20 protein-coding genes are annotated in these 20765 nt (G+C 34.3%); 8 read left to right on the top strand and 12 right to left on the bottom strand.

Annotated elements, in window-relative coordinates; all coding sequences use genetic code 11:
- Positions 1–258: 258 nt before the first annotated feature.
- Positions 259–1191 carry a T9SS type A sorting domain-containing protein gene (locus tag PQ463_RS06750; RefSeq protein ID WP_274256904.1) on the top strand — a complete coding sequence of 311 codons (933 nt, stop codon included), beginning with the start codon at positions 259–261 and terminating at the stop codon, positions 1189–1191.
- Positions 1192–1275: 84 nt separating this feature from the next.
- Here the strand turns inward: PQ463_RS06750 and PQ463_RS06745 are convergent, their stop codons facing one another.
- The 10 genes from PQ463_RS06745 to PQ463_RS06700 form a co-directional block, all read right to left on the bottom strand.
- A complete protein-coding gene (locus PQ463_RS06745; RefSeq protein ID WP_274256903.1) occupies positions 1276–1722 on the bottom strand; it encodes a copper resistance protein CopD in 447 nt (148 codons plus the stop codon).
- Positions 1723–1742: 20 nt separating this feature from the next.
- Positions 1743–2459, bottom strand: coding sequence for an anaerobic ribonucleoside-triphosphate reductase activating protein (locus PQ463_RS06740; protein WP_274256902.1), 717 nt, complete (start codon positions 2457–2459; stop codon positions 1743–1745).
- Positions 2413–2580: an anaerobic ribonucleoside-triphosphate reductase gene (gene nrdD / locus PQ463_RS06735; RefSeq protein WP_202006439.1), complete on the bottom strand. Its 168-nt coding sequence runs from the start codon at positions 2578–2580 to the stop codon at positions 2413–2415. Before nrdD ends, PQ463_RS06740 begins: the two co-directional genes overlap by 47 nt.
- Positions 2561–4684: a ribonucleoside triphosphate reductase gene (locus PQ463_RS06730; RefSeq protein WP_274256901.1), complete on the bottom strand. Its 2124-nt coding sequence runs from the start codon at positions 4682–4684 to the stop codon at positions 2561–2563. The genes nrdD and PQ463_RS06730 overlap by 20 nt, the downstream gene beginning before the upstream one ends.
- A gap of 14 nt (positions 4685–4698) precedes the next feature.
- Positions 4699–5430, bottom strand: coding sequence for an iron-sulfur cluster repair di-iron protein (gene ric / locus PQ463_RS06725; protein ID WP_274256900.1), 732 nt, complete (start codon positions 5428–5430; stop codon positions 4699–4701).
- 30 nt (positions 5431–5460) lie between these two features.
- The gene (nadB, locus tag PQ463_RS06720; RefSeq protein WP_274256899.1) at positions 5461–6975 is read right to left on the bottom strand and encodes an L-aspartate oxidase; all 1515 of its coding nucleotides are present in this window, start codon (positions 6973–6975) and stop codon (positions 5461–5463) included.
- 28 nt (positions 6976–7003) lie between these two features.
- Positions 7004–7936, bottom strand: coding sequence for a quinolinate synthase NadA (gene nadA, locus PQ463_RS06715; protein ID WP_274256898.1), 933 nt, complete (start codon positions 7934–7936; stop codon positions 7004–7006).
- A 192-nt stretch (positions 7937–8128) separates the two neighbouring features.
- A complete protein-coding gene (locus PQ463_RS06710; RefSeq protein ID WP_274256897.1) occupies positions 8129–10126 on the bottom strand; it encodes a TonB-dependent receptor in 1998 nt (665 codons plus the stop codon).
- 60 nt (positions 10127–10186) lie between these two features.
- Positions 10187–11032, bottom strand: coding sequence for a hypothetical protein (locus tag PQ463_RS06705; protein WP_274256896.1), 846 nt, complete (start codon positions 11030–11032; stop codon positions 10187–10189).
- Between the two features lie 71 nt (positions 11033–11103).
- Positions 11104–11472, bottom strand: coding sequence for a hypothetical protein (locus tag PQ463_RS06700; protein WP_274256895.1), 369 nt, complete (start codon positions 11470–11472; stop codon positions 11104–11106).
- Positions 11473–11596: 124 nt separating this feature from the next.
- Here PQ463_RS06700 and PQ463_RS06695 point away from each other — a divergent pair, with 124 nt between their 5' ends.
- The 7 genes from PQ463_RS06695 to PQ463_RS06665 all read left to right on the top strand — a co-directional run bounded on the left by PQ463_RS06695 (position 11597) and on the right by PQ463_RS06665 (position 18428).
- Complete coding sequence (locus tag PQ463_RS06695; protein WP_274256894.1) at positions 11597–12073, top strand: c-type cytochrome; 477 nt, start codon at positions 11597–11599, stop codon at positions 12071–12073.
- A 32-nt stretch (positions 12074–12105) separates the two neighbouring features.
- Positions 12106–14079: a Sec-dependent nitrous-oxide reductase gene (gene nosZ / locus PQ463_RS06690; RefSeq protein ID WP_274256893.1), complete on the top strand. Its 1974-nt coding sequence runs from the start codon at positions 12106–12108 to the stop codon at positions 14077–14079.
- A 90-nt stretch (positions 14080–14169) separates the two neighbouring features.
- Positions 14170–15135 carry a nitrous oxide reductase accessory protein NosL gene (locus PQ463_RS06685; protein ID WP_274256892.1) on the top strand — a complete coding sequence of 322 codons (966 nt, stop codon included), beginning with the start codon at positions 14170–14172 and terminating at the stop codon, positions 15133–15135.
- Between the two features lie 188 nt (positions 15136–15323).
- The gene (locus tag PQ463_RS06680) at positions 15324–16556 is read left to right on the top strand and encodes a nitrous oxide reductase family maturation protein NosD (protein ID WP_274256891.1); all 1233 of its coding nucleotides are present in this window, start codon (positions 15324–15326) and stop codon (positions 16554–16556) included.
- Positions 16553–17275, top strand: a complete 723-nt coding sequence (locus tag PQ463_RS06675) for an ABC transporter ATP-binding protein (RefSeq protein ID WP_274256890.1) — start codon at positions 16553–16555, stop codon at positions 17273–17275. Before PQ463_RS06680 ends, PQ463_RS06675 begins: the two co-directional genes overlap by 4 nt.
- Entirely contained in the window at positions 17259–18026 is a 768-nt protein-coding gene (locus tag PQ463_RS06670) for an ABC transporter permease subunit (RefSeq protein ID WP_274256889.1), read from the top strand. The genes PQ463_RS06675 and PQ463_RS06670 overlap by 17 nt, the downstream gene beginning before the upstream one ends.
- 30 nt (positions 18027–18056) lie before the next feature.
- Complete coding sequence (locus PQ463_RS06665; protein WP_111376616.1) at positions 18057–18428, top strand: group III truncated hemoglobin; 372 nt, start codon at positions 18057–18059, stop codon at positions 18426–18428.
- A 138-nt stretch (positions 18429–18566) separates the two neighbouring features.
- On the opposite strand, the gene PQ463_RS06660 is transcribed toward PQ463_RS06665, so the two are convergent.
- Positions 18567–19163, bottom strand: a complete 597-nt coding sequence (locus PQ463_RS06660) for a Crp/Fnr family transcriptional regulator (protein WP_111376617.1) — start codon at positions 19161–19163, stop codon at positions 18567–18569.
- 252 nt (positions 19164–19415) lie between these two features.
- Entirely contained in the window at positions 19416–20738 is a 1323-nt protein-coding gene (locus PQ463_RS06655; RefSeq protein WP_274256888.1) for an OmpA family protein, read from the bottom strand.
- Positions 20739–20765: the final 27 nt, after the last annotated feature.

The raw sequence follows: 20765 nt of genomic DNA, 5'->3' as shown, positions 1-20765 counted from the left end.
TCATGAAGTAGAGGGATATGTTAAAAGATGAAAAAAAAGTTGATTATTTACGGAAAAACGTACATAATTGTGATTTTATTGAGTTATTTTCGTACATATTGTGCTTGCTAGAAGAAAATAATTATCTGTTGCTAAGCACCCGAAGGGAATTGTTTTATCTATTTAACCAAGTTGCTTAATTATTATAAATTTTGGTCGGAATAACCGAAACAGCGACCCTAAACTGACTGAAGGTAGGTAAATATAAATTAAATTATTATGAAAAATTTTACTTTTTTTATTGTTTTTTTATTTTTTGCAGCATTTAAAGCAAATAGTCAAGCTACATCAAGCGGCTCAACGCTAACTGTTACCAATGTGGCAGGTACTGTTATTTACTATGAACATAATATAAATTTAGCTGGTGGGTATATAAATAGTTCTGGACCTGGAGCACCGTTAAACACTCCTATTAGAATAAAAATTTCATCAGCTGGAACAAGTGTCAATCCTTATTTTACGACTGGTGAATTAAATGGAGAATGTGATAGCTATTTAGCTGGAAGTATGAATTCTACAAGTACCGCATTTACCACTACTTTAAATAACTGTTGCAATTCTATAGCTGAAGGATTTGCGAATGGTCTACGTTTCGAAATTCCCATAAAATGTGCTACTCCTGTTCAAGGCAGCTGTATTACATATAATTTTTCTTCTGTTTGCAATCTATATTGCGCTTCATTTTATATGAAAACAACTAATGCTATATGCAGAACAAAAAATTACACTGCACAAATAGGATTTACAGATGGTACATCGACGACAATTACTGTAAATTTTAATGCAAACAATACTGTTTTTTGCTTTGTTAAACCTATCAGCGGTATTTTATCATCTTCTTTTGCTGGATGTAATGCATGTAATACAGAGCCAAGCCCTGAAAGGATTGCTGCTACTGCTGACGAAACAGAATCTAACGCAAAGTATGAAATTATTGTTTCTCCGAATCCAACAGCATCTGTAGTAAACTTTACAGGCAAAAACTTAGAAAAATATGTTGTTTCCTTGTTTGATTCAGAGGGTAGAGTTTTAATTAAAGATGCTAAGATAACTTCTGAAATTAATGTCGGTAAGTTTATTAAAGGAATATACGTTTACGTCATTACGGATCAAAATGGTTTTAGACAAGAAGGAAAAATTATCAAAGATTAATTTTTGAATAGTCAATTGATTTATAGTAATAAGCAAAGAAAAACAGCCTACGGGCTGTTTTTTTTATAATGTAATTGTTAGAGTTCAAATTCCGCCATAACGCAACGTTGACCCCAAAATTAGCATTGTAATACCAATTGAAGTAACCGTTAATATAATGACAGCCATTTTATTGATATTATTAGGTTTAAGTTTTGGAATAATAAAAAATTGTGCACAAACTGCACAAAAGAATGTACAGAAAAGTAAAATCAGTTTTATGGAAACTACTTTTTCAAATCCGTTAGAAAAATGAAACCAGGTTTCAGCTTTAATGCCAAAATCATACGCCATCCAGATTCCGGTTATAATGAGTAAAGCGAGAGAAGACATACCCAGTTTTTCATACTTCTTTTCAAAGTTTAAAATAATCTGCGGATCTTTTTTCTTTAACGCTGTCGGAAGGTAACAAATAGCCAAAAGCAAATGACCGCCAACCCAGATTGTGGCTGCCAAAAGATGAAGTATTAATACAAAATGATGCAAAGTCATAACGTGTTCATTTTGAGTTATCAATCTCTAAAAATAACTTTTATTTTTGGAGTAGAGAAGTTTTTAAGTTGTATTTCTTTGTTTGAATGGTCTAGTTTTGAAAGTGTTGGCACATTATTCATAAAGTGTTGCACATAATAGTTTCCTTCAAAATGCTTAGATTCAAGATATTTTATCATACTCACAAATTCATTCTCTGTAATTAAAGAAGAATGAAAAGTAGTGCGAACTTCAAACGGAATATTAGATTGAATTAAAATAGATAGACTTTCTTCAAATTCAGAAAATAAGCCTGATTGCGTTAGTTTTGTAAAGGTATGAGGAAGACTTTTATAATCTAACGCGACATAATCAATTAATTGATCATGAATCAGGCTATTCAATATTTTTGGGTTGGAACCGTTGGTATCTATTTTAACCGCAAATCCCATTGTTTTGATTTCTTTTATAAAATCAATTATTTTTTTGTGTAGAGTACATTCGCCACCGCTTAATACTACACCATCTAATAATCCTTTTCGAGTTTTTAGGAACGAAAGAACAGAATCAAAATCTATTTTTCCTTTTCCTAAAACAATATCTGGATTGTAGCAGTATAAACACCGCATGTTACAGCCTGCAAACCACACAATGCAGGCCGTTTTATGCGGATAATCTAATAAAGTAAAAGGCGTGAGGCTAAATATTCCTTTAATAGATGATGGTTTCTTCGAAATGTGTACGCTGTTGGTGTTCACCTTTTTTTCCAATATTAAAACTTTCTACAGGTCTGTGATACCCCATTACACGTGTATAAACCAAACATTTGCTTCTTTGGGATTTTTTTTCTTCTAGAATTTTAAGCGTTTTCGTTTTCATAAGCCAAGTGTTTTTGATTGTTTTTATTGAGTAAAATTTCGTCGCATTTTGGACAATATTCATGTTCACCGTTTAAGTAGCCATGAATAGGGCAAATGCTGAAAATTGGTGTTACGGTTATATAAGGCAGTTTAAAATTGGTTAAAACTTTTTTTACGAAGTTTTTACAGGCTTCTGGACTGCTTATTTTTTCTCTCATGTAAAGATGCAAAACTGTACCGCCAGTATATTTGCATTGCAATTCATCTTGAAGCAATAAGGCTTCAAAAGGATCGTCGGTATGATCGACCGGAATTTGTGAACTATTGGTATAGTATATGTTTTCATTTTGTCCCGCTTGCAGAATTTCTGGAAAACGTTTTTTGTCTTCTTTTGCAAAACGATATGTTGTTCCTTCTGCTGGAGTTGCTTCTAAATTGTAAAGGTTTCCTGTTTCTTCCTGAAATTCTTTCATTCGCAGTCGAATGTGATCTAAAATTTCTGTTGCAAAATGAATTCCTGAGGGATCAGTTATATTTTGTTTCCCTTCAGAAAAATTCACAACCATTTCGTTCATTCCGTTTACGCCAATGGTAGAAAAATGATTTCTAAAATGTTTCAAATAGCGCTGTGTGTACGGATAAAGTCCGCGGTCGTACATCTGCTGGATAAAGATTCTTTTCTTTTCTAAAGTCGATTTTGCAATTTGAAGCAATTCATCCAAATGTTCGAACAAACTAATTATGTTTCCTTTATGAAGATAGCCTAAACGCGCCATATTAATGGTCACTACGCCAATGCTGCCCGTCATTTCGGCACTTCCAAAAAGACCATTTCCGCGTTTTAGCAATTCTCTTAAATCTAGCTGTAAACGGCAGCACATACTGCGTACCGCATTTGGTTTATAAGCATCTGGATTCTCGATTCGATTCCCGTTATCATCCAATAGATATTGGCTTCCAATAAAATTCTGGAAATAAGACGAACCGATTTTAGCTGTGTTTTCAAAAAGCAAATCTACATTTTCGCCATTCCAGTCAAAATCTTCAGTAATATTTACTGTTGGAATCGGAAATGTAAACGGCTGCCCGTTGGCATCACCTTCTGTCATAATGGTGTAATATGCTTTATTGATAACATTCATTTCTTTTTGAAAATCAGCATATTTTAAATCTATCAATTTTGAAACGCCTCTGTTTTTAGCTTCCAAAATCAGATTTTCATCAGTGACCTTTAAAAATAAATGTTCGTCATTTCGCGTCGGAATCTGTTCTTTTAGATCTTCTGGCACATTCCAATCCAAGGTAATATTTGTAAAAGGCGATTGGCCCCAGCGTGCAGGTACATTTAAATTGTAAACAAAACTTCTGATTCCTTTTAAAACTTCATCATAAGAAAGCTGATCTTTAAAAACATAAGGAGCCAAATAGGTATCAAAAGAACTGAAAGCTTGAGCGCCTGCCCATTCGCTTTGCAGAATTCCTAAGAAATTGGCCATTTGCCCTAATGCTTCTCTAAAATGAGAAGGAGGTCTGCTCTCGACACGGCCGCGCACGCCATTAAAACCTTCATTTAACAGCACACGCAAGCTCCAACCAGCGCAGTATCCGGTAAGACAATCCAAATCATGGATGTGTATGTCGCCATTCCTGTGAGCAGAACCTTCTTCTTTATTATATATTTTGTCAAGCCAATAATTGGCAATAACTTTTCCCGCGGTATTACTAACCAATCCTGCATTTGAATACGAAATATTGGCATTCGCATTAATTCGCCAATCTGATTGGTTAATGTATTCTTCAACAGTTTGTGTACTGTCTATATAAGTGGTGTCATCGTTTAAACCATTAATATGTTCTCGCTGTAATTTTCTCGTATGACGATAAATTATAAACGAACGCATGGTTTGGAAATACCCGTTTTCAAAAAGCACTCTTTCAATCATATCCTGAATTTCTTCTACAGGCCAAGAATATTTTGCCTCAAGACCAGAAAGAACAGTTTTAAATATTCTCTTATCTACAGGCTGATTGACGCTCTGAAAAGCTTTTTGAATGGCATCCTGAATTTTATAAGCTTCAAAAGGCTTATAATCTCCATTGCGTTTGATTACATATTTTTCCATGGTTTTGATTTTATTTAAGACACTTTTTCAAATGTTTTTTCAAGTTCAATTGCTTTTGGAAACAGAATGTTGTTTTCCAAGTGAATATGCTTTTTTAAATCCTTGTCAAATTCCTCCAACATCAGAAATGCCACTTTATAAGTGTTGCATGAGTCAACTGGCGGTGTATAATTATTGGTTAATGCTGCAATTCTCTTAAAGCGCTGTCCTTCTGTAATATGATCATCTTTTAAAGTTAGAATTGGGGCTTCAATAGATAAAAAAGGCGGTGTTTCCAGCTCTGTACCTTTACTGTGTGCGGCTTTCATTTTTTTAATAAAAGGAAAAACAACCAACTCTTCTCTTTTCATATGAGCCGTGAGATCCAAATACGTTTTTGAAAAAATAGTATGAATTTCATGAAGCTCAGGATGAATCGCACCGTGAACACCGCATAATTTATTTAAATACTCCAAAATGACAGGAGACTTTTCTGTAACATATCTATGATGGGTTTTAGTTATATAATCTGCAATCATATCTGCAGACCAGCTTTTATAATCAAAAGACTGATTGGCAGAATTACTTCTTGCTTTTTCAATATGCTCTATAAGAACGCTTTCTTCAATATCTCTTTTTTTGCATACTTCTTCGATAGTTCGATATCCTTTGCAGCAAAAGTCGATATGGAATTTTGTAAAAATGGCCGCTGTTTTGAAATCATCTGTGACGATTTCACCAATGGTTGTTTTGCTTGTTAGTTTCATAATGGCTTGGGGTATAGATTAATTTTGGTTTTAGCATATTTTTTGGTCTGCCGCAGCTTTACATTGTTTAATGATTAACAAGGAAGCAGCAATCATGTTCGAAAATTCAATAAACGGAATCGTAATTTCATGTGCTTCCGTAAGTGAAACGGCATAATTATGAAGCTCTTTTATTTTTTCAAAAGCTAACTCGGCATTACGTTCTTCACTGGTATAAAACGAAGTAACCATTTTTTGCAATTCCTTTTTAAGTATTTCAAAAGCAAGGTAATCATCCACATTATGAGCTTTTGGAAACTTCGGAATTAGTATTTGTGATGAAAAAATAAATTCGGCAATAGTTTTATCTACATTTTCTGAAGCCTGATGCGCAAAGACCAAACCTTCAAGAAGCGAGTTTGATGCTAGACGGTTTTTACCATGTAGACCTGTTCTAGCACATTCACCAATAGCATAGAGATTTTTAATAGAAGTAACACCATTTTGATCCACTTTTATTCCACCACATTGATAGTGGGCAGCTGGAACAACTGGAATTAAATCTTTCTCTGGTCTAATACCTAGCTCATTGCAGTGTGCCGTGATGACAGGAAATTGATTTGTAAAAGCTTTTGAATCTAAATGTCTGCAGTCTAAATAAACATGATTTTTTCCGGTGATTTGAAGTTCTTTACTAATGGCATTTGAGACCATATCTCTTGTCGCCAATTCGCCTCGAATATCATATTTAAACAAAAATCTTTTTCCTTCATCATTTACAATATGAGCACCAAAACCTCTAACAGCTTCAGAAATTAAAAACAACGGATTCTCTTTTCCTGTAAATAATGCTGTTGGATGAAATTGAATGTATTGCATATCGACAATTTCTGCACCTGCTCGTGCAGCAATCGCTAATCCGTCTCCTGTTGCTATTTTAGGATTTGTTGTGTTTTCAAAAAGCTGACCGCATCCGCCTGTACATAAAACAATAGTTCTTGCTCTAATGTATTTAATTCGATTATGTTTTTTTTCAAAGAAAAAGGCTCCGGTACAAGTAGTTTTAGCTTTTTTTGTTTCGGTATTTAAGTCAATGACCATATGATTTTCTAAAAGCTCAATATTGGGCATTTTCTTGATTATTTTGAGCAGTTTCTGCTCGATTTCCTGTCCGGAGCTATCTTTATGATGTAATATTCTATGTTGAGAATGCCCACCTTCTAAACCTAAATCCCATTGTCCTTTTTCATTTTTATCAAAAGAAGCTCCAATTTCGATTAATTCCTGAAGCCTTTCGGGAGCTTGTTTAATGACCATATTAACGACTTCTTTATCGCACAGGCCACCTCCAGAACGAAGGGTATCATGTATGTGTTTGTTAAAACTGTCTTTTATAAGGTCTGTCACTACAGCAATACCACCTTGAGCAAGCTGCGTATTGGTATTTTTGGCTGTTTCTTTCGTCATTATAACAATAGATAAGTCTGGACGTTTTTTTGCCGTTTTCATAGCAAAAAATAATCCCGAAATACCAGAACCGATGATCAATATATCTGTTTTAAGCATGTTATTTTGATTTAAGTTTATTGCGTTTTTATGATAATTCAAGCATTCTTCTAATAGGCTTTAGCGCTTCTGTTCTCAATTCTTCTGTAATCAGCATTTCTGGCCTTTCATTTTTAAGACACAAATACAACTTTTCGAGTGTATTCATTTTCATATAGGCACATTCACTGCAGGCACAGCTGTTGTCTTCTGTGGTAGGAGCCGGAATCAGCGTTTTATCAGGTACAGCTTTTGTAAGCTCATGCAGGATACCGGCTTCTGTGGCCACAATGAAAACGGCAGCAGGATCCGTTTTAATGAAATTAATAATTCCCGAAGTTGAGCCGATGTAATGTGCTGCTTTTAAAATATGGTCTTCAGATTCAGGGTGTGCTGCAATTTTTGCAGTTGGGTTGTTGTTGTATATTTCAATTAGTTTGTCTAATGAAAAGGCTTCATGCACTACACAAGAGCCTTTCCATAAGACCAGTTCGCGTTTGGTTTCTTTCTGTAGATATTTGCCTAAATTTTCATCTGGAGCAAATATGATTTTTTGTTCTGCTGGTATAGATTCGATTATTTTTTTGGCATTTGCCGATGTGCAGACTAGATCGCTCATAGCTTTTATTTGGGCAGAACAGTTGATGTAAGTAACCACAATATGATCGGGATGCTGTTCTTTGAATAATCTAAAATCTTCTGGCGGACAGCCATCAGCAAGCGAACAGCCAGCGTTCCAATCGGGTAATACTACTTTTTTGTTTGGATTTAGAATTTTTGCTGTTTCTGCCATAAAATGAACTCCCGCAAAAACGATAATATCAGCATTTGTATTTTGAGCTTTTTTTGCCAGTTCAAGACTATCTCCAATAAAATCTGCTATTTCCTGTATATCCTCATCTTGATAATAATGAGCCAGGATAACAGCATTCTTTTCCTTTTTCAATCGGAGTATTTCTTGTACTAAAAAGTTCGTGTTCATTTTTTCTGCTTTGAATTTTCGGCTTCGTTAACCTATAAAACTGTTGGGTATTTATGTTTTAAGCTTGTATCAAAATATATTTTAATACATAATTTTAATAGGGTAAATATATTATCATCATTTTTTTCAAAACATGATTCTAATCATACTGTTTTATATTTGTTTGTATATGTTAACCTTAATAATAACATCTTAATCTAAAGTGAAAGTGAGATTTACAAAGACATTTCGGCCCATTCGCGGAATTTTATTCCAGTCGGCATAAGTGGTGTAATATTTGTCAAAAATGTTTTCTACACCGGTTTGTATTTTTAATTTGTTTTGGCTCCAATTGAAAGTATAGCCTGCATTAACTCCAAAAATGAGATAATCTGGAGTTTTGGTTTGCCCATATACTTTTGCAAATTCATTTTGAGCTAGATTTCCTAAAGCGTTAATTCCAGCATTAAAGTTTTCTTTCTTAAAATCGATTCCAGCGCTGTATTTAATCGGACTTATAAATGGCAAATTATTTCCTTCATTATCTTTTCCTGAACTATAAGTAAGCTGAGACTTAAATTGCCAATTTTCCAGAAAATCATAAGTCAGATTAAAATCGGTATTGAATATTTTGGCATTGTCTATGGCCTCATATCTTTTTACTCCAGAAGCACCAATAGTCATAGGAAGCGTATTAGGGTCAATTTTACCTATTATATAGTTTGAAAAATAGAAATACGAACCCGTAATTTTTGCTGATAATTGCGATGTTTTATATCCAATTGAAAAATTTCCTTCAAGAGCATTTTCATTTTTTAGATTTGGATTCCCGATATAATCATAAAAATCACTGCTGTTGTAGAGATAAAATCCGTAGCCTTCAGATACAGATGGCGCTCTTTCGGCGTAAGCCAAACCAAATCCGAATTCAAACTGATCGATATTTCTGGTATAATTAGCTGCAAAACTTTTTAGGAAACGATTTTTTGAAGCATCCATATCAGGATAAAAAATGCGGAGACTCGCTAAACCAAAATCATTTGCTACAGTATTATTTTGAAATCCAAGATTTGCGCCAATCCTTAGATGATCTTTTTCAGAAATTTTGATATTATCTTCTAAAGACAATCCGTTGTATAAAGTTCTGACATCTGGCCAAGTATACATAAACATCAGATTTTCGTTAGGATCTGAAGGATACATTGTCATCTCTGCAATCGATTTATTGTAAAAACCGTTCAAGTCAGCTAGAAAATTATGGTTTTTCATATTTCCCTTAATTCTCGAATAATAACCATACGTATCAGACCATCCCGGCATATCCATGTGTATCGGTACATTTGGTCTTTTGGTATCGTCCATTCGGTGGGTGATGGAATTAAAATAGCCTTTTGTTTCCCAGTTTGTTATAAGGTTAGATTTTGGCACATATTTATAACTTAGAGATACAATTTTAGCTTCGGCTAAAGAAACATCCATAGGAAGGGCAGGGTATCCCACATTTGTTGCTTTATCATAAATTACAGAAGCTTCCAAAAGGTTTTGTTTGTTTATAAAATATCCAGCAGTAGCAGAAATATTGTATTTGGTAAATTGAGAAAAACTCACTTCTTTGTTTCCACCTGCTTTATAATTATCGGCATCACGATGCATAAAATCGATATGAGTATAAAATCGAGAATCATTATACCCTAAAGACGCACCAATAATTTTTTGAAGATTATTGCTTTCAAAACCAGAATTTAAACTGCCATTCCAGGCTGTATTTTTATCACTAAACTGATTGCGTTTTAAATCGACTGATCCGCCAATTCCTGCACCGTGACAGCTTGCCAGCTGTCCAGATGCTACGCTGGCTTCGGCCAAATTTGAAACCTCAACATAAGAAGTAATCGGATCCATTTTGTCGGTACACGCGCCAAATATGCGCATTCCGTCAATCGTAATCACGGTGCGTTCTGTAGCCATGTTATTTATAACAGGCTCCCATGCATAAGCACCTCTTTTGATCATATTTACTTTTGATGATTTTGAGAGATATTCTTCTACAGAGGTTAATGATTTTGATTGTTTTAGATGTAAAGAAGATTTGCTTCCAATGACAATTATTTCGTTAAGCTTTACGGTTTCAAGACTATCATTTGCTTTTTCCTGCGCCCAGCATATTGTTGAAAACACAGCCAAAAAGAGCGCTGTTAGATTTTTCATCATTTCATACTTTAATAGAAAGAGACAAATTGTGTTATGCCTCTTTCTTGTTATTTTTTAGATTTAAAATTCAATCTCAAAATACAGACTGCTTGATGTATTGTCTGTTGTAACTGCTTCTCCTTTGATAGTTTCGTTTTTGTCGTTAAGAACTTGAAGATTTATTTTCCAATATCCAGTCATGGTCAAAGAAAGTTTTCCTTTATAAAAACCATTAGTTTCAGATTGAAGCAAATCTGTATTATTTGGAGAACCATGATTCCCCATACTTGGCATTCTTGGATCGATTTTCACTTTGTAATTATCAACAGATGAAAATGTCATCATATCCTTCATTTTGTAAATTCCTACTGACATGTCGTTTATTGCCACTTTTGGAGAAGATGGTGTGATATAGGCAATTACATAATTGCTTCCGTCGCTTCCTTTAAAAGAGCTTACAGTTCGTTTTGAAGATGCAGGAACATTTATTTTGTCAGTTGCGGTGTAGCTTGCGCCATTAATTTTGTATGTAATGCTTAGTTCCCAATATTCCGTTTCGTTTTGCGCCATTTGGAAAATGATATCTCCTTCAAAAATTGTTTTCTTATCTACTTTCCCTACTTCAGATCTTGGGCAAGAATGCTGCATCATAGCCATATGCATTAACGGTGTCCAGCTGATTTCGGCATCTGGAATATAAGTATTGGTTTTCTTGTCTTTTATTCTAAGTGAGACATGATTATAACCTTGAACCAAAGAACCTGTTGACGAGAATAATTCTATTGTATGAGTGTCATTTGAGAGTTCCTGTATTTTATGAAGTCCACTTGTTTCATCAACTGGAGTTGAAGAAGAATCGTTATCAGAAGAGCAAGAGAATAAGACAATTGATAAAAATAAAAGTGCTGTGTATTTTAAAATTTTCATGTGATTATGATTTAAATAATGATAATAAAAGATCTGCTGAAACTATTCGGAAGAAAAAAAATCAAATAAAATCAAATGAAAATTGGAGGGCGAAAGATATTGACGGCCTCTAAATGAGAATATAAGTTGTTGTAAAAGGCATTTACTATAAAAGTAGTAGTTCTATTTTTTTCAAAAGAGAATACTGGGATTTTTACCATAAACAAAACCACAGTTTCTGCTGTTTCACTTTTCTTTTCGTTAGAAGCTGGTGTATCATTTTTATAGCTTTTTGCCAGCTCTTTTTTCAAATGGCATTTTCCATTACAGTGTAATTCTGGGGCATTTTTGTTTTCGCATAATTCAGTTGCAATGTAATGGTAGTTGACCACATAATCCAGAAACGGAAATGCTGGACGAAATACCACTGCAAATAAAAATATGTAAATGCAAAACTTCATTATCTGTTTTTTGAGAATACGAAGGTATTATGAACTTTTTTTTGAGGATATGATTGTAATCATACTTTGTGAAAAACAAGTTTTAGAATTTTGATCAAAAGTTTAACAATTAAAAAACAAAGTAATGAACAAATTATTCCTATTAACAATGTTTGGTTTTGCCCTGCTCACATCATGCGGAAAAGAAAAGTCAAACACCGATCAGGATTTTTCTACTCCAGCTCCAGCTGAGAAAACAGCTGACGCAGAATCTTATGATCCTAAACGAGGTATCGGGAAATATGAAACCGTTGAATTAAGCGCCTCTTTAGATAAAGCATTAGCTGAAAAAGGACTTAAAACTGCCGAAGTAAAATGTACCTCGTGCCATAAACCAACAGATGAAAAATTAGTTGGCCCAGGATGGAAAGGGGTAACAGAAAGAAGAACCCCTCAATGGATCATGAATTTTATTACCAATCCAGATCCAATGATTGATAAAGATCCAGAATTGCAGGCGCAATTAGAGCTTTGCATGATTCGTATGCCTAACCAAGGGTTAACAGAAGATGAAGCAAGATCTATTCTGGAGTATATGCGCCAGAATGATGGCGTGAAATAAATGAAAGGAATCAAAATCAAAATAATAGCCTTATGAAAAATAAATTTTTAAAATCGATTTTCGTTGTTACGTTAGGGTGTGCTTTATTTGTTTCGTGCAAACCAAAAGACTCTACAGATGCTGTTGAAGGCGATGCAGCCCAAAAAGTATATGTAGCACCCGGAAAATATGATGAATTCTACAACTTTGTATCGGGCGGCTTTAGCGGTCAGGTCAGTGTTTACGGACTTCCGAGCGGAAGATTGTTAAAGGTAATGCCTGTGTTTTCTGAAGATCCGCAAAGCGGTTATGGTTATAGTGAAGAAACAAAACCAATGCTGAATACTTCGCACGGTTATGTGCCTTGGGACGACCAGCATCACTTAGATTTATCACAAACCAATGGAGAAGTAGACGGACGATGGATTTTTGCTAATGCGAATAATACACCACGTATTGCGCGTATTGACTTGAAAACGTTCAAAACAGCAGAAATTATCGAGCTTCCAAATTGCGGAGGAAATCACTCTTCGCCATTTATTACCCAAAATACAGAATATGTAGTAGGAGCTAGCCGTTTTAGTGTTCCTCCGGATAATGATAATGGAGATGTTCCAATTAATACATACAAGAAAAACTTTAAAGGATATTTAAGTTTTGTGAAAGTTGGAAAAGAAGGAGAATTAGATCTTGCTTTTCAAATTGTAGCTCCTGGAGTGAATTTTGACCTTAGCCACCCTGGTAAAAAAGAATCTCACGGATGGTTTTTCTTCTCATGCTATAATACAGAACAAGCTAATACCTTATTGGAGGTTAATGCCTCTAAAAATGATAAAGATTTTATCATGGCAGTAAACTGGAAAAAAGCAGAAGAATATATTAAAGCTGGAAAAGGAAAACGAATTCCTGCAAAATATGCCCATAATACTTGGGATGAAAAAACTCAAAGTGCCAAATCTGAAATTAAAAACGAAGTTCTTACTCTTGATGCTTCAGAATTGAAAGATATCTGTTATATGATTCCATGTCCGAAATCGCCTCACGGCTGTGATATTGATCCAACGGGAGAATATATTGTAGGTAGTGGAAAATTGGCAGCTTTAATTCCTGTATTCAGTTTTACAAAATTGAAAGATGCGATTGCTAAAAAACAATTTGATGGCAATTATGCTGGAATTCCAGTGGTGAAATATGAAGCGGCTCTTCATGGAGAAGTTCAAAAACCAGGTTTAGGACCTCTTCACACAGAATTTGATGGAAAAGGAAATGCTTATACCACGATGTTTGTTTCGTCTGAAGTAGTGAAATGGAATATTAAAGATCTAAAAGTTTTAGACAGAAAAGCAACTTATTATTCTCCTGGACACCTAATGGTTCCTGGTGGAAATACAGAAAAACCATTTGGAAAATACATGGTGGTTTACAACAAAATTACCAAAGACCGTTACTTACCAACTGGTCCAGAATTGGCACAAAGTGCTCAGTTGTTTGATATTAGCGGAGATAAAATGAAATTGCTTCTGGATTTCCCAACTATTGGAGAACCACACTACGCGCAAGGTATTCCAGCAGAAAAAGTTAGAAATAACGGACAGCTGAAATATTATGATATTGCGGCCAACAAACATCCTTTTGCAACTAAAGGGGAAAAAGAATCTAAAGTGGTTCGAGAAGGCAATAAAGTACATATTTATATGACTTGTATCCGTTCGCACTTTGCACCAGATAATATCGAAGGAATTCGTGTAGGAGACGAAGTGTATTTCCATGTTACCAACCTTGAGCAAGACTGGGATGTTCCTCACGGATTTGCTATAAAAGGAGCAAACAATGCCGAATTGCTAATTATGCCAGGAGAAACCTTAACCTTAAAATGGGTACCTGAGAAAAAAGGAATTTTCCCATTCTACTGTACAGACTTCTGTAGTGCATTGCACCAAGAAATGCAAGGATATGTGCGAGTTTCGCCAGCAGGAAGCAATGTTCCGATTACGTACAGCGTAGGTACCAATTTACCAAAAGAATAGCCAGTAACCTTAAGGGAACAAAGTATTCTTTGTTCCCTTTTATTTTGAATTATTATGAGAAATAAAAAACTATCCCCCTTTTCCAAAATAATGCTCTTTTTATCAGGACTTTTATTGATTGGCGCGATCTTTTTTCCAATCTGGAAAATTGAGCTTACAGCGCCACAATATCCCGAAGGTTTGGTTCTAAAACTTCATGCCTCTAAGATTGCTGGCGATGTAGATATCATCAACGGATTGAATCATTATATTGGAATGAAAACACTGCATACCAATGATTTTATCGAGTTTAAAGTCTTGCCGTTTATTCTAGCAGCATTAGGTATTGTTTCAATTGCTTGTGCATGGAGATCAAAAAGAAAAGGACTTTTTGTATTCTTTTTTTCTTTTGTACTGTTTGGAATATTATCTGCTTGCGATTTCTACAGATGGAATTACGAATATGGACATAATCTAGATCCGAATGCTGCTATTAGAGTTCCTGGAATGGCGTATCAGCCACCAATGCTTGGATACAAACAATTATTAAATTTTGGAGCCTATTCCATTCCTGATATTGGAGGATGGATGCTGATTGCAGTTGGGACTTTGCTTTTTGCAGCTATTGCTAAAGAAAAATTTGCCAAATCATCTGGTCGGCTCTTGGGCATTCTGCTGGTTCCTGCTTTTCTTTTTTCATGTTCCAGTGACAAAGCTGTTCCTATTAAACTAAATGTAGACAATTGCGATTTTTGTATGATGGGAATTAGCGATGGCAGGCATGGAGCTGAAATCATTACGGAGAAAGGCCGAGTATATAAGTTTGATGATATTGCCTGCATGGCACATTACTGCAAAGATCACAATGACACTAAAATCAAGAAATATTATGTACACGACTACACTAAAAATAATGAATTGATTCCAGTTGAAAATGCCTTTTTCGTTTCAGGAGGAACAATAAAAAGTCCGATGAACGGAAATATTGCAGCTTTTCCAAATAAAAGTGAGGCAAAAGCTTTTGAGGCACAAACAAAAGGACTTGAAACTGAATGGACAGCAATTTTGAATAAATAAAAAAATCAACACATAGAAACATAGTTTTTTATTCCTAAAAAAGAGAGTAGAAGGAACAAGTTTCTCCACATAGTTGGACTATGTTCGTTAAAATTAGTGAAACGTCTTTTTTAAGTTTCAAACAACTATGTTTCTATGTGTTGAAAATAATAATTCCTAAAGTGATGTCTTAATTAAAATCTTAAATCATGAAATTTCATATTTGCCTTTCATTCCTATTGTTTTTTAATTGTCTCTGGTCTCAAAAGATTGAAGTAGGTTCAGATAAGTCAGTTAAGACAATTAAAAAGGCAATAGAACTTGCCAAATCTGGTGATACTATTATTGTCAATAAAGGTGTTTATCGAGAAGGTAATATTATTATAGATAAAAAATTAATTCTGCAGGGAAAAGACTTGCCAATTCTAGATGGACAGCAGAAATATGAAGTAGTTTCAATAAAAGCCGATAGCGTATTTTTTTCTGGATTTAAAGTGATCAATTCAGGATATGCTTCTCTGAATGATCCCTGTGGAATTAAAATATACGATAGAATCGGAGTGGTCGTAAAAGACAATTTTTTGGAGAACAATTTTTTCGGAATTTATGTTCAGAAAGGATCAAACTGCATTGTAAAAAACAATACAATAAAAGCCTATCAGAAAGAAGAACAGCGTATCGGGAATGGTATTCATTGCTGGAAAAGCGATAGCATGCAGATTGTAGGAAATAGAATTTCGGGACATCGGGACGGAATTTATTTTGAATTTGTTTCCAATTCTGTCATTTGGCGAAATGTATCTAAAGCCAACATTCGTTACGGATTACACTTTATGTTCTCCAATGATGATTCTTACATCGGTAATGTTTTTAAGAATAATGGAGCAGGAGTAGCCGTTATGTTTACTCGAAACGTAAAAATGTTCAACAATTATTTTGAAGAGAACTGGGGCGACGCTGCTTATGGTTTACTGCTTAAAGAAATTTCGGATAGCTATATTGTTGGAAATAAATTTATCCGCAATACTTCTGGAATTTACATGGAAGGAACAAGCCGCGTAAAGTTGGAAAGGAACATTTTTAAAGACAACGGCTGGGGAATGAAAGTGCAGGCAAGTTGTATGGAGAATGTGATTTCGTCTAATAATTTTCTTTCCAATACTTTCGATATCAGCACTAATGGAAGTCTGGTTCTAAATCATTTCAATAATAACTATTGGGACAAATATGAAGGCTACGATTTAAATCGGGACGGAATTGGCGATGTACCTTTTCATCCACTGAGTCTTTTTGCTGTAATTACTGAAAACAACCCGTCGGCTATGCTATTGTTCAGAAGTTTTATGATTACGCTTTTAGATAAATCAGAAAAAATCCTTCCGAGCATAACACCCGACAATTTTGTAGATGAATCTCCCGAAATGAAATCTCTTGTATTATGATTACTTTAAAAAATATAAATAAAAAATTTGGAAGACTGCAGGTTTTACAAGATGTAAACCTTGAGTTTAAAGCAGGAGAATGCATTGCGCTTATTGGCCCAAACGGTTGCGGAAAAACTACTTTGATAAAATCGATTCTAGGAATGGTATTGCCTGATAGCGGTGATGTTTTACTGCATGATGAATCTGTTTTAAAGAAGTTCGAATATCGAAATAGAATAGGCTACATGCCGCAAATTGGCCGTTATCCTGATAATATGACCATTTCTCAGATAATAGAAATGATCAAGCAGATTCGGAATTCGAAGAAGGAATTGGATGAAGATTTGATTAAAGCCTTCAAATTGGATAAAATGAGTGATAAACAAATGAGGACACTTTCTGGAGGAACAACACAGAAAGTAAGTGCAACATTGGCTTTCCTTTTTAATCCTGATGTTTTAATTCTAGACGAACCGACTGCAGGACTTGATCCGTTGGCGGCCGAAATTTTGAAAGAGAAAATCATTAAGGAAAAAAACAAAGGAAAACTAATCTTGATTACTTCGCATCTGCTTAGTGAACTAGACGATATGATTACTCAAATCATTTTTATGCAGGACGGAAAAGTACATTTTCATAAAACGATTAGAGATCTTTTGGAATCAACAGGAGAAACTAAAATTTCAAAATCTATTGCCACAATATTAAAAGAAAAACAGCATGAACAGAATAATTAAAATTGTCTTACTGGATATTCTTAAAAACAAGATTGTTGTGAGTTATGCGCTAATTCTAGCGCTGCTTTCATGGGGATCTTTTATGCTTGAAGACAATACTGCCAAAGGTTTACTGACGATTTTGAATGTTATTTTATTTACCGTTCCGTTGGTATCTATTCTTTTTTCAACTATTTATATTTACAATAGTTCAGAATTTATAGAGCTTTTGCTTAGCCAGCCCATCAAAAGAAAGAAAATATGGATTAGTTTGTTTGCAGGTCTTGCCATTGCAATGTTTTTAGCTTTTTTTCTAGGAGCAGGAATTCCTCTTTTATTAAATGCACCAGGAATGGCGGGCTTGATGATGCTTTTGTCGGGAAGCTTAATTTCGATTGTTTTTGTATCATTGGCTTTTTTGAGCTGTATTTTAACTCGAGATAAAGCAAAAGGAATAGGTTTGGCCATTTTATTTTGGATGTATTTTGCGATATTGTTTGATGCTTTGGTATTGTTCCTTTTGTTTCAGTTTGCAGAATATCCAATAGAAGAAGCCATGGTAGGTATTACAGCTTCGAGCCCTATTGATTTGGCCAGAATACAGATATTGCTTCATTTGGATCAATCTGCTATGATGGGATATACAGGAGCTATTTTTAAAGACTTTTTTGGAACAGCTATTGGTTTGTTAGTTTCTTTCGTGTTACTCGTTTTGTGGATTGCGGTTCCGTTTCTAATTTCGATTAGAAAATTTGACCGCAAGGATCTTTAATATTTTATTATTCACTCAGAATCAAAAAATATGAAAACAGATATTAGAAATAAAGATGATATAACCGTATTGGTCGATGCTTTTTATTTAAAAGTAAAAACAGACTCCACGATAGGGTATTTGTTTACTGAGGTTGCTATGGTCAATTGGCAGAAACACCTTCCGATTATGTATGATTTTTGGGACAATATTATTTTTCATACCGGAAATTTTGACGGAAATCCTATGTTGAAACATCGAATGTTGGATCAGAAAAGTACACTTACAGAAGCTCATTTTAAGCATTGGACCAAACTTTGGAAAAAAACAGTAGATGATTTGTTTGAAGGTGAAAAAGCCGATGAAATAAAAGTAAGGGCAGAAAATATTTCTAAATGGATGATGAATAAAGTCATTTCTTAATATAAAAACGGGAACTCAAAAAGTTCCCGTTTTTACTTTTTAAAGATATTAGAGATGAATTAATAATTTCTTTTAACCTTGTACAAAAGAAGAAAAAATCTTGCTGTTTTGGTATGATTCAAATCATAAGACATGAAATTAATAAAACAATTTGTGATCTATAATTTCAATTTTTTTGTTTTTGCTCATAATTGATAATGTGCGTATTACGGTTTCTACCCGTAGTCCTGTAAAATCAGCAATTTCTTGTCTCGTATATGGAATTTTCATTTTTATTGATGTGGCTACGTTATTTTGTTTTTTTAGATTATCTAAAAAATACTGAATACGATATTCGGGCTTATGATTGACTATGTTTTTAGAAAAAACAATTTTGTTATAGATTTTCCACGCAAATAGTTTGAGTATTTTAAATTGCATTTCTGGATTTTCTTCAAGAAAAGAAAAAAAACTGTTTTTGGATAATTTTAAAATGATACAATCTGTTTGAGCAATTGCAGAAGCAGGGTAGGGTTGTCCGATAAAAAGTGGTGGTTCGCCAAAACTATTACCTTCATTAAAAATACCTACTGTCAAATCTTTACCATCTTCGTTGGTATAACTCATTTTTACTGTTCCTTCTAAAATTTGATAATAAGAAACGGCTGCGTCATTTTCGAAGAAAATAATGGAGTTTTTGGGAATCTTTTTAGCTACAGCTCCCCAAGTGTAAAGTAAGTCAGTATCAATATGCATGGCAAAACAATTAATACGTTGTAAAGAATTGGTTAAGTCTCTGGAATAGTTTTAATTAAAACAAAGAAAGGTATTAAACAAAAAACAAAACATGATATTTGTTAGCTTTTGAATTGTTTTTATATTAAAATATACTCTGATGCAATTTAGAAACAACTGATATGATTTACGACAAGAAATAAAAAAGAAAAAGCATGAAAAAGAGAAGTGAACTCTTTTATCATGCTTTTACGATTGTAAATTAAAAAAAAATTATTTTCCGTCAACTAATACTAGAGTAACTCTTCTGTTTAGTGGTTTATTTTCTGCGGGAGTATTTGGAACTAAAGGTTCGCTTTCTCCTTTTGAAAACAAATGCATACGGTTAGATTCTATTCCTTTATTCTGTAGATAATCTGAAACTGCTTGCGCTCTTTTCATTCCAATTTCAAGATTGCGCTTTTCTGTTCCTATATCACAAGTATATCCTGTAATATTCAAGTCTGTATCTTTATTCGATTTTAGAATTTTAGCAATTTCATCCAATCTTGTCGCCAGTTCTGGAGTTACGCTCGTGTTTCCAACTTCTTGGAATGCAAGAGGCTGTTTTTCGATATAATTGCGTTCCTCTGTAGTCAGTTCTTTTTTAGCAGGAGGAGTTTCTACAACTTTTTGCTGTACAGGAGTTTCTTTCTGAACTGGAGCTGTTTCTGCTTGCGGTTGTACAGGTTCTGCTTTTTGCTGAACAGGTTCTGACTTGTCTTTAGCTAATGAAAAACCTAATTTCAGTTGAATTCCAGCAGATAAATAACGGCTTTCCTGAACTATTTTGCCATTTCCAATTGTACCGTTTGCCTGAATATTGTCAAGTCCGTTCGGATTGTAAGCCACAATATTGGTATTTGCAGTTTCTTTTGCCAAATCGGTTAGACCATAATCAACATACAAACCAGTGTAAAGCTTTGTATTTTCTTTTAGTTTGAATGTAAGACCAGTTTCAAAGCTTAACATAAAAGCAGGATCTAGACTTACTGTTGTTTTATCTTGCCAGTTGGTTACTTTTCCAAATCCGTGAGATGGCAGATCATCAATCAAAAGATTCATATCTGGATAATAACCACTTAACTGTAGTTCTGAAGCCGAAGCTTTTACAGTCTGTTTTCCCGGAAACATAATTTTTCCTCCGAATCCAAAGTACAATTGCGTTTGAGATGCAATTGAAGTTCTGTATTGCATCATTAATGGAATAGCAAAACCAATAAAATGCTGATCTTCTTTATAGTTTGTCGGTGTAACTTGATACTCAAATGCAGAAGTCTGGTCGTCGACTTCGTAAGTTGAGATTGTTGTTCCGTTATCCAATTCAAAACTGTTTTGATTGTAAGTGATATCAACCCCTGTAGAGATTCCCCAGTGGTCGCTGAAGAAATAGGTGTATCCAACACCTATTCCTCCGCCAAATTTTAATTTGCCGTCTCCGATATTGCTATCATAAAGAATTCCAGACGGACCGCCGTTAATTTTAAAATTAATTTCCTGTGCTTTTATCGTGACGCTAAACAGTGTTAGTATAGCTATGGTCGTTTTAATCTTCATTGCGTGTAATTTTAAATTAAATCTCAT

This window comes from Flavobacterium sp. KACC 22763, from assembly GCF_028736155.1.
Lineage (GTDB): Bacteria > Bacteroidota > Bacteroidia > Flavobacteriales > Flavobacteriaceae > Flavobacterium.
The sequence above is the reverse complement of the archived record's forward strand: the minus strand, read 5'-3'. Positions and strand labels throughout refer to the sequence as shown.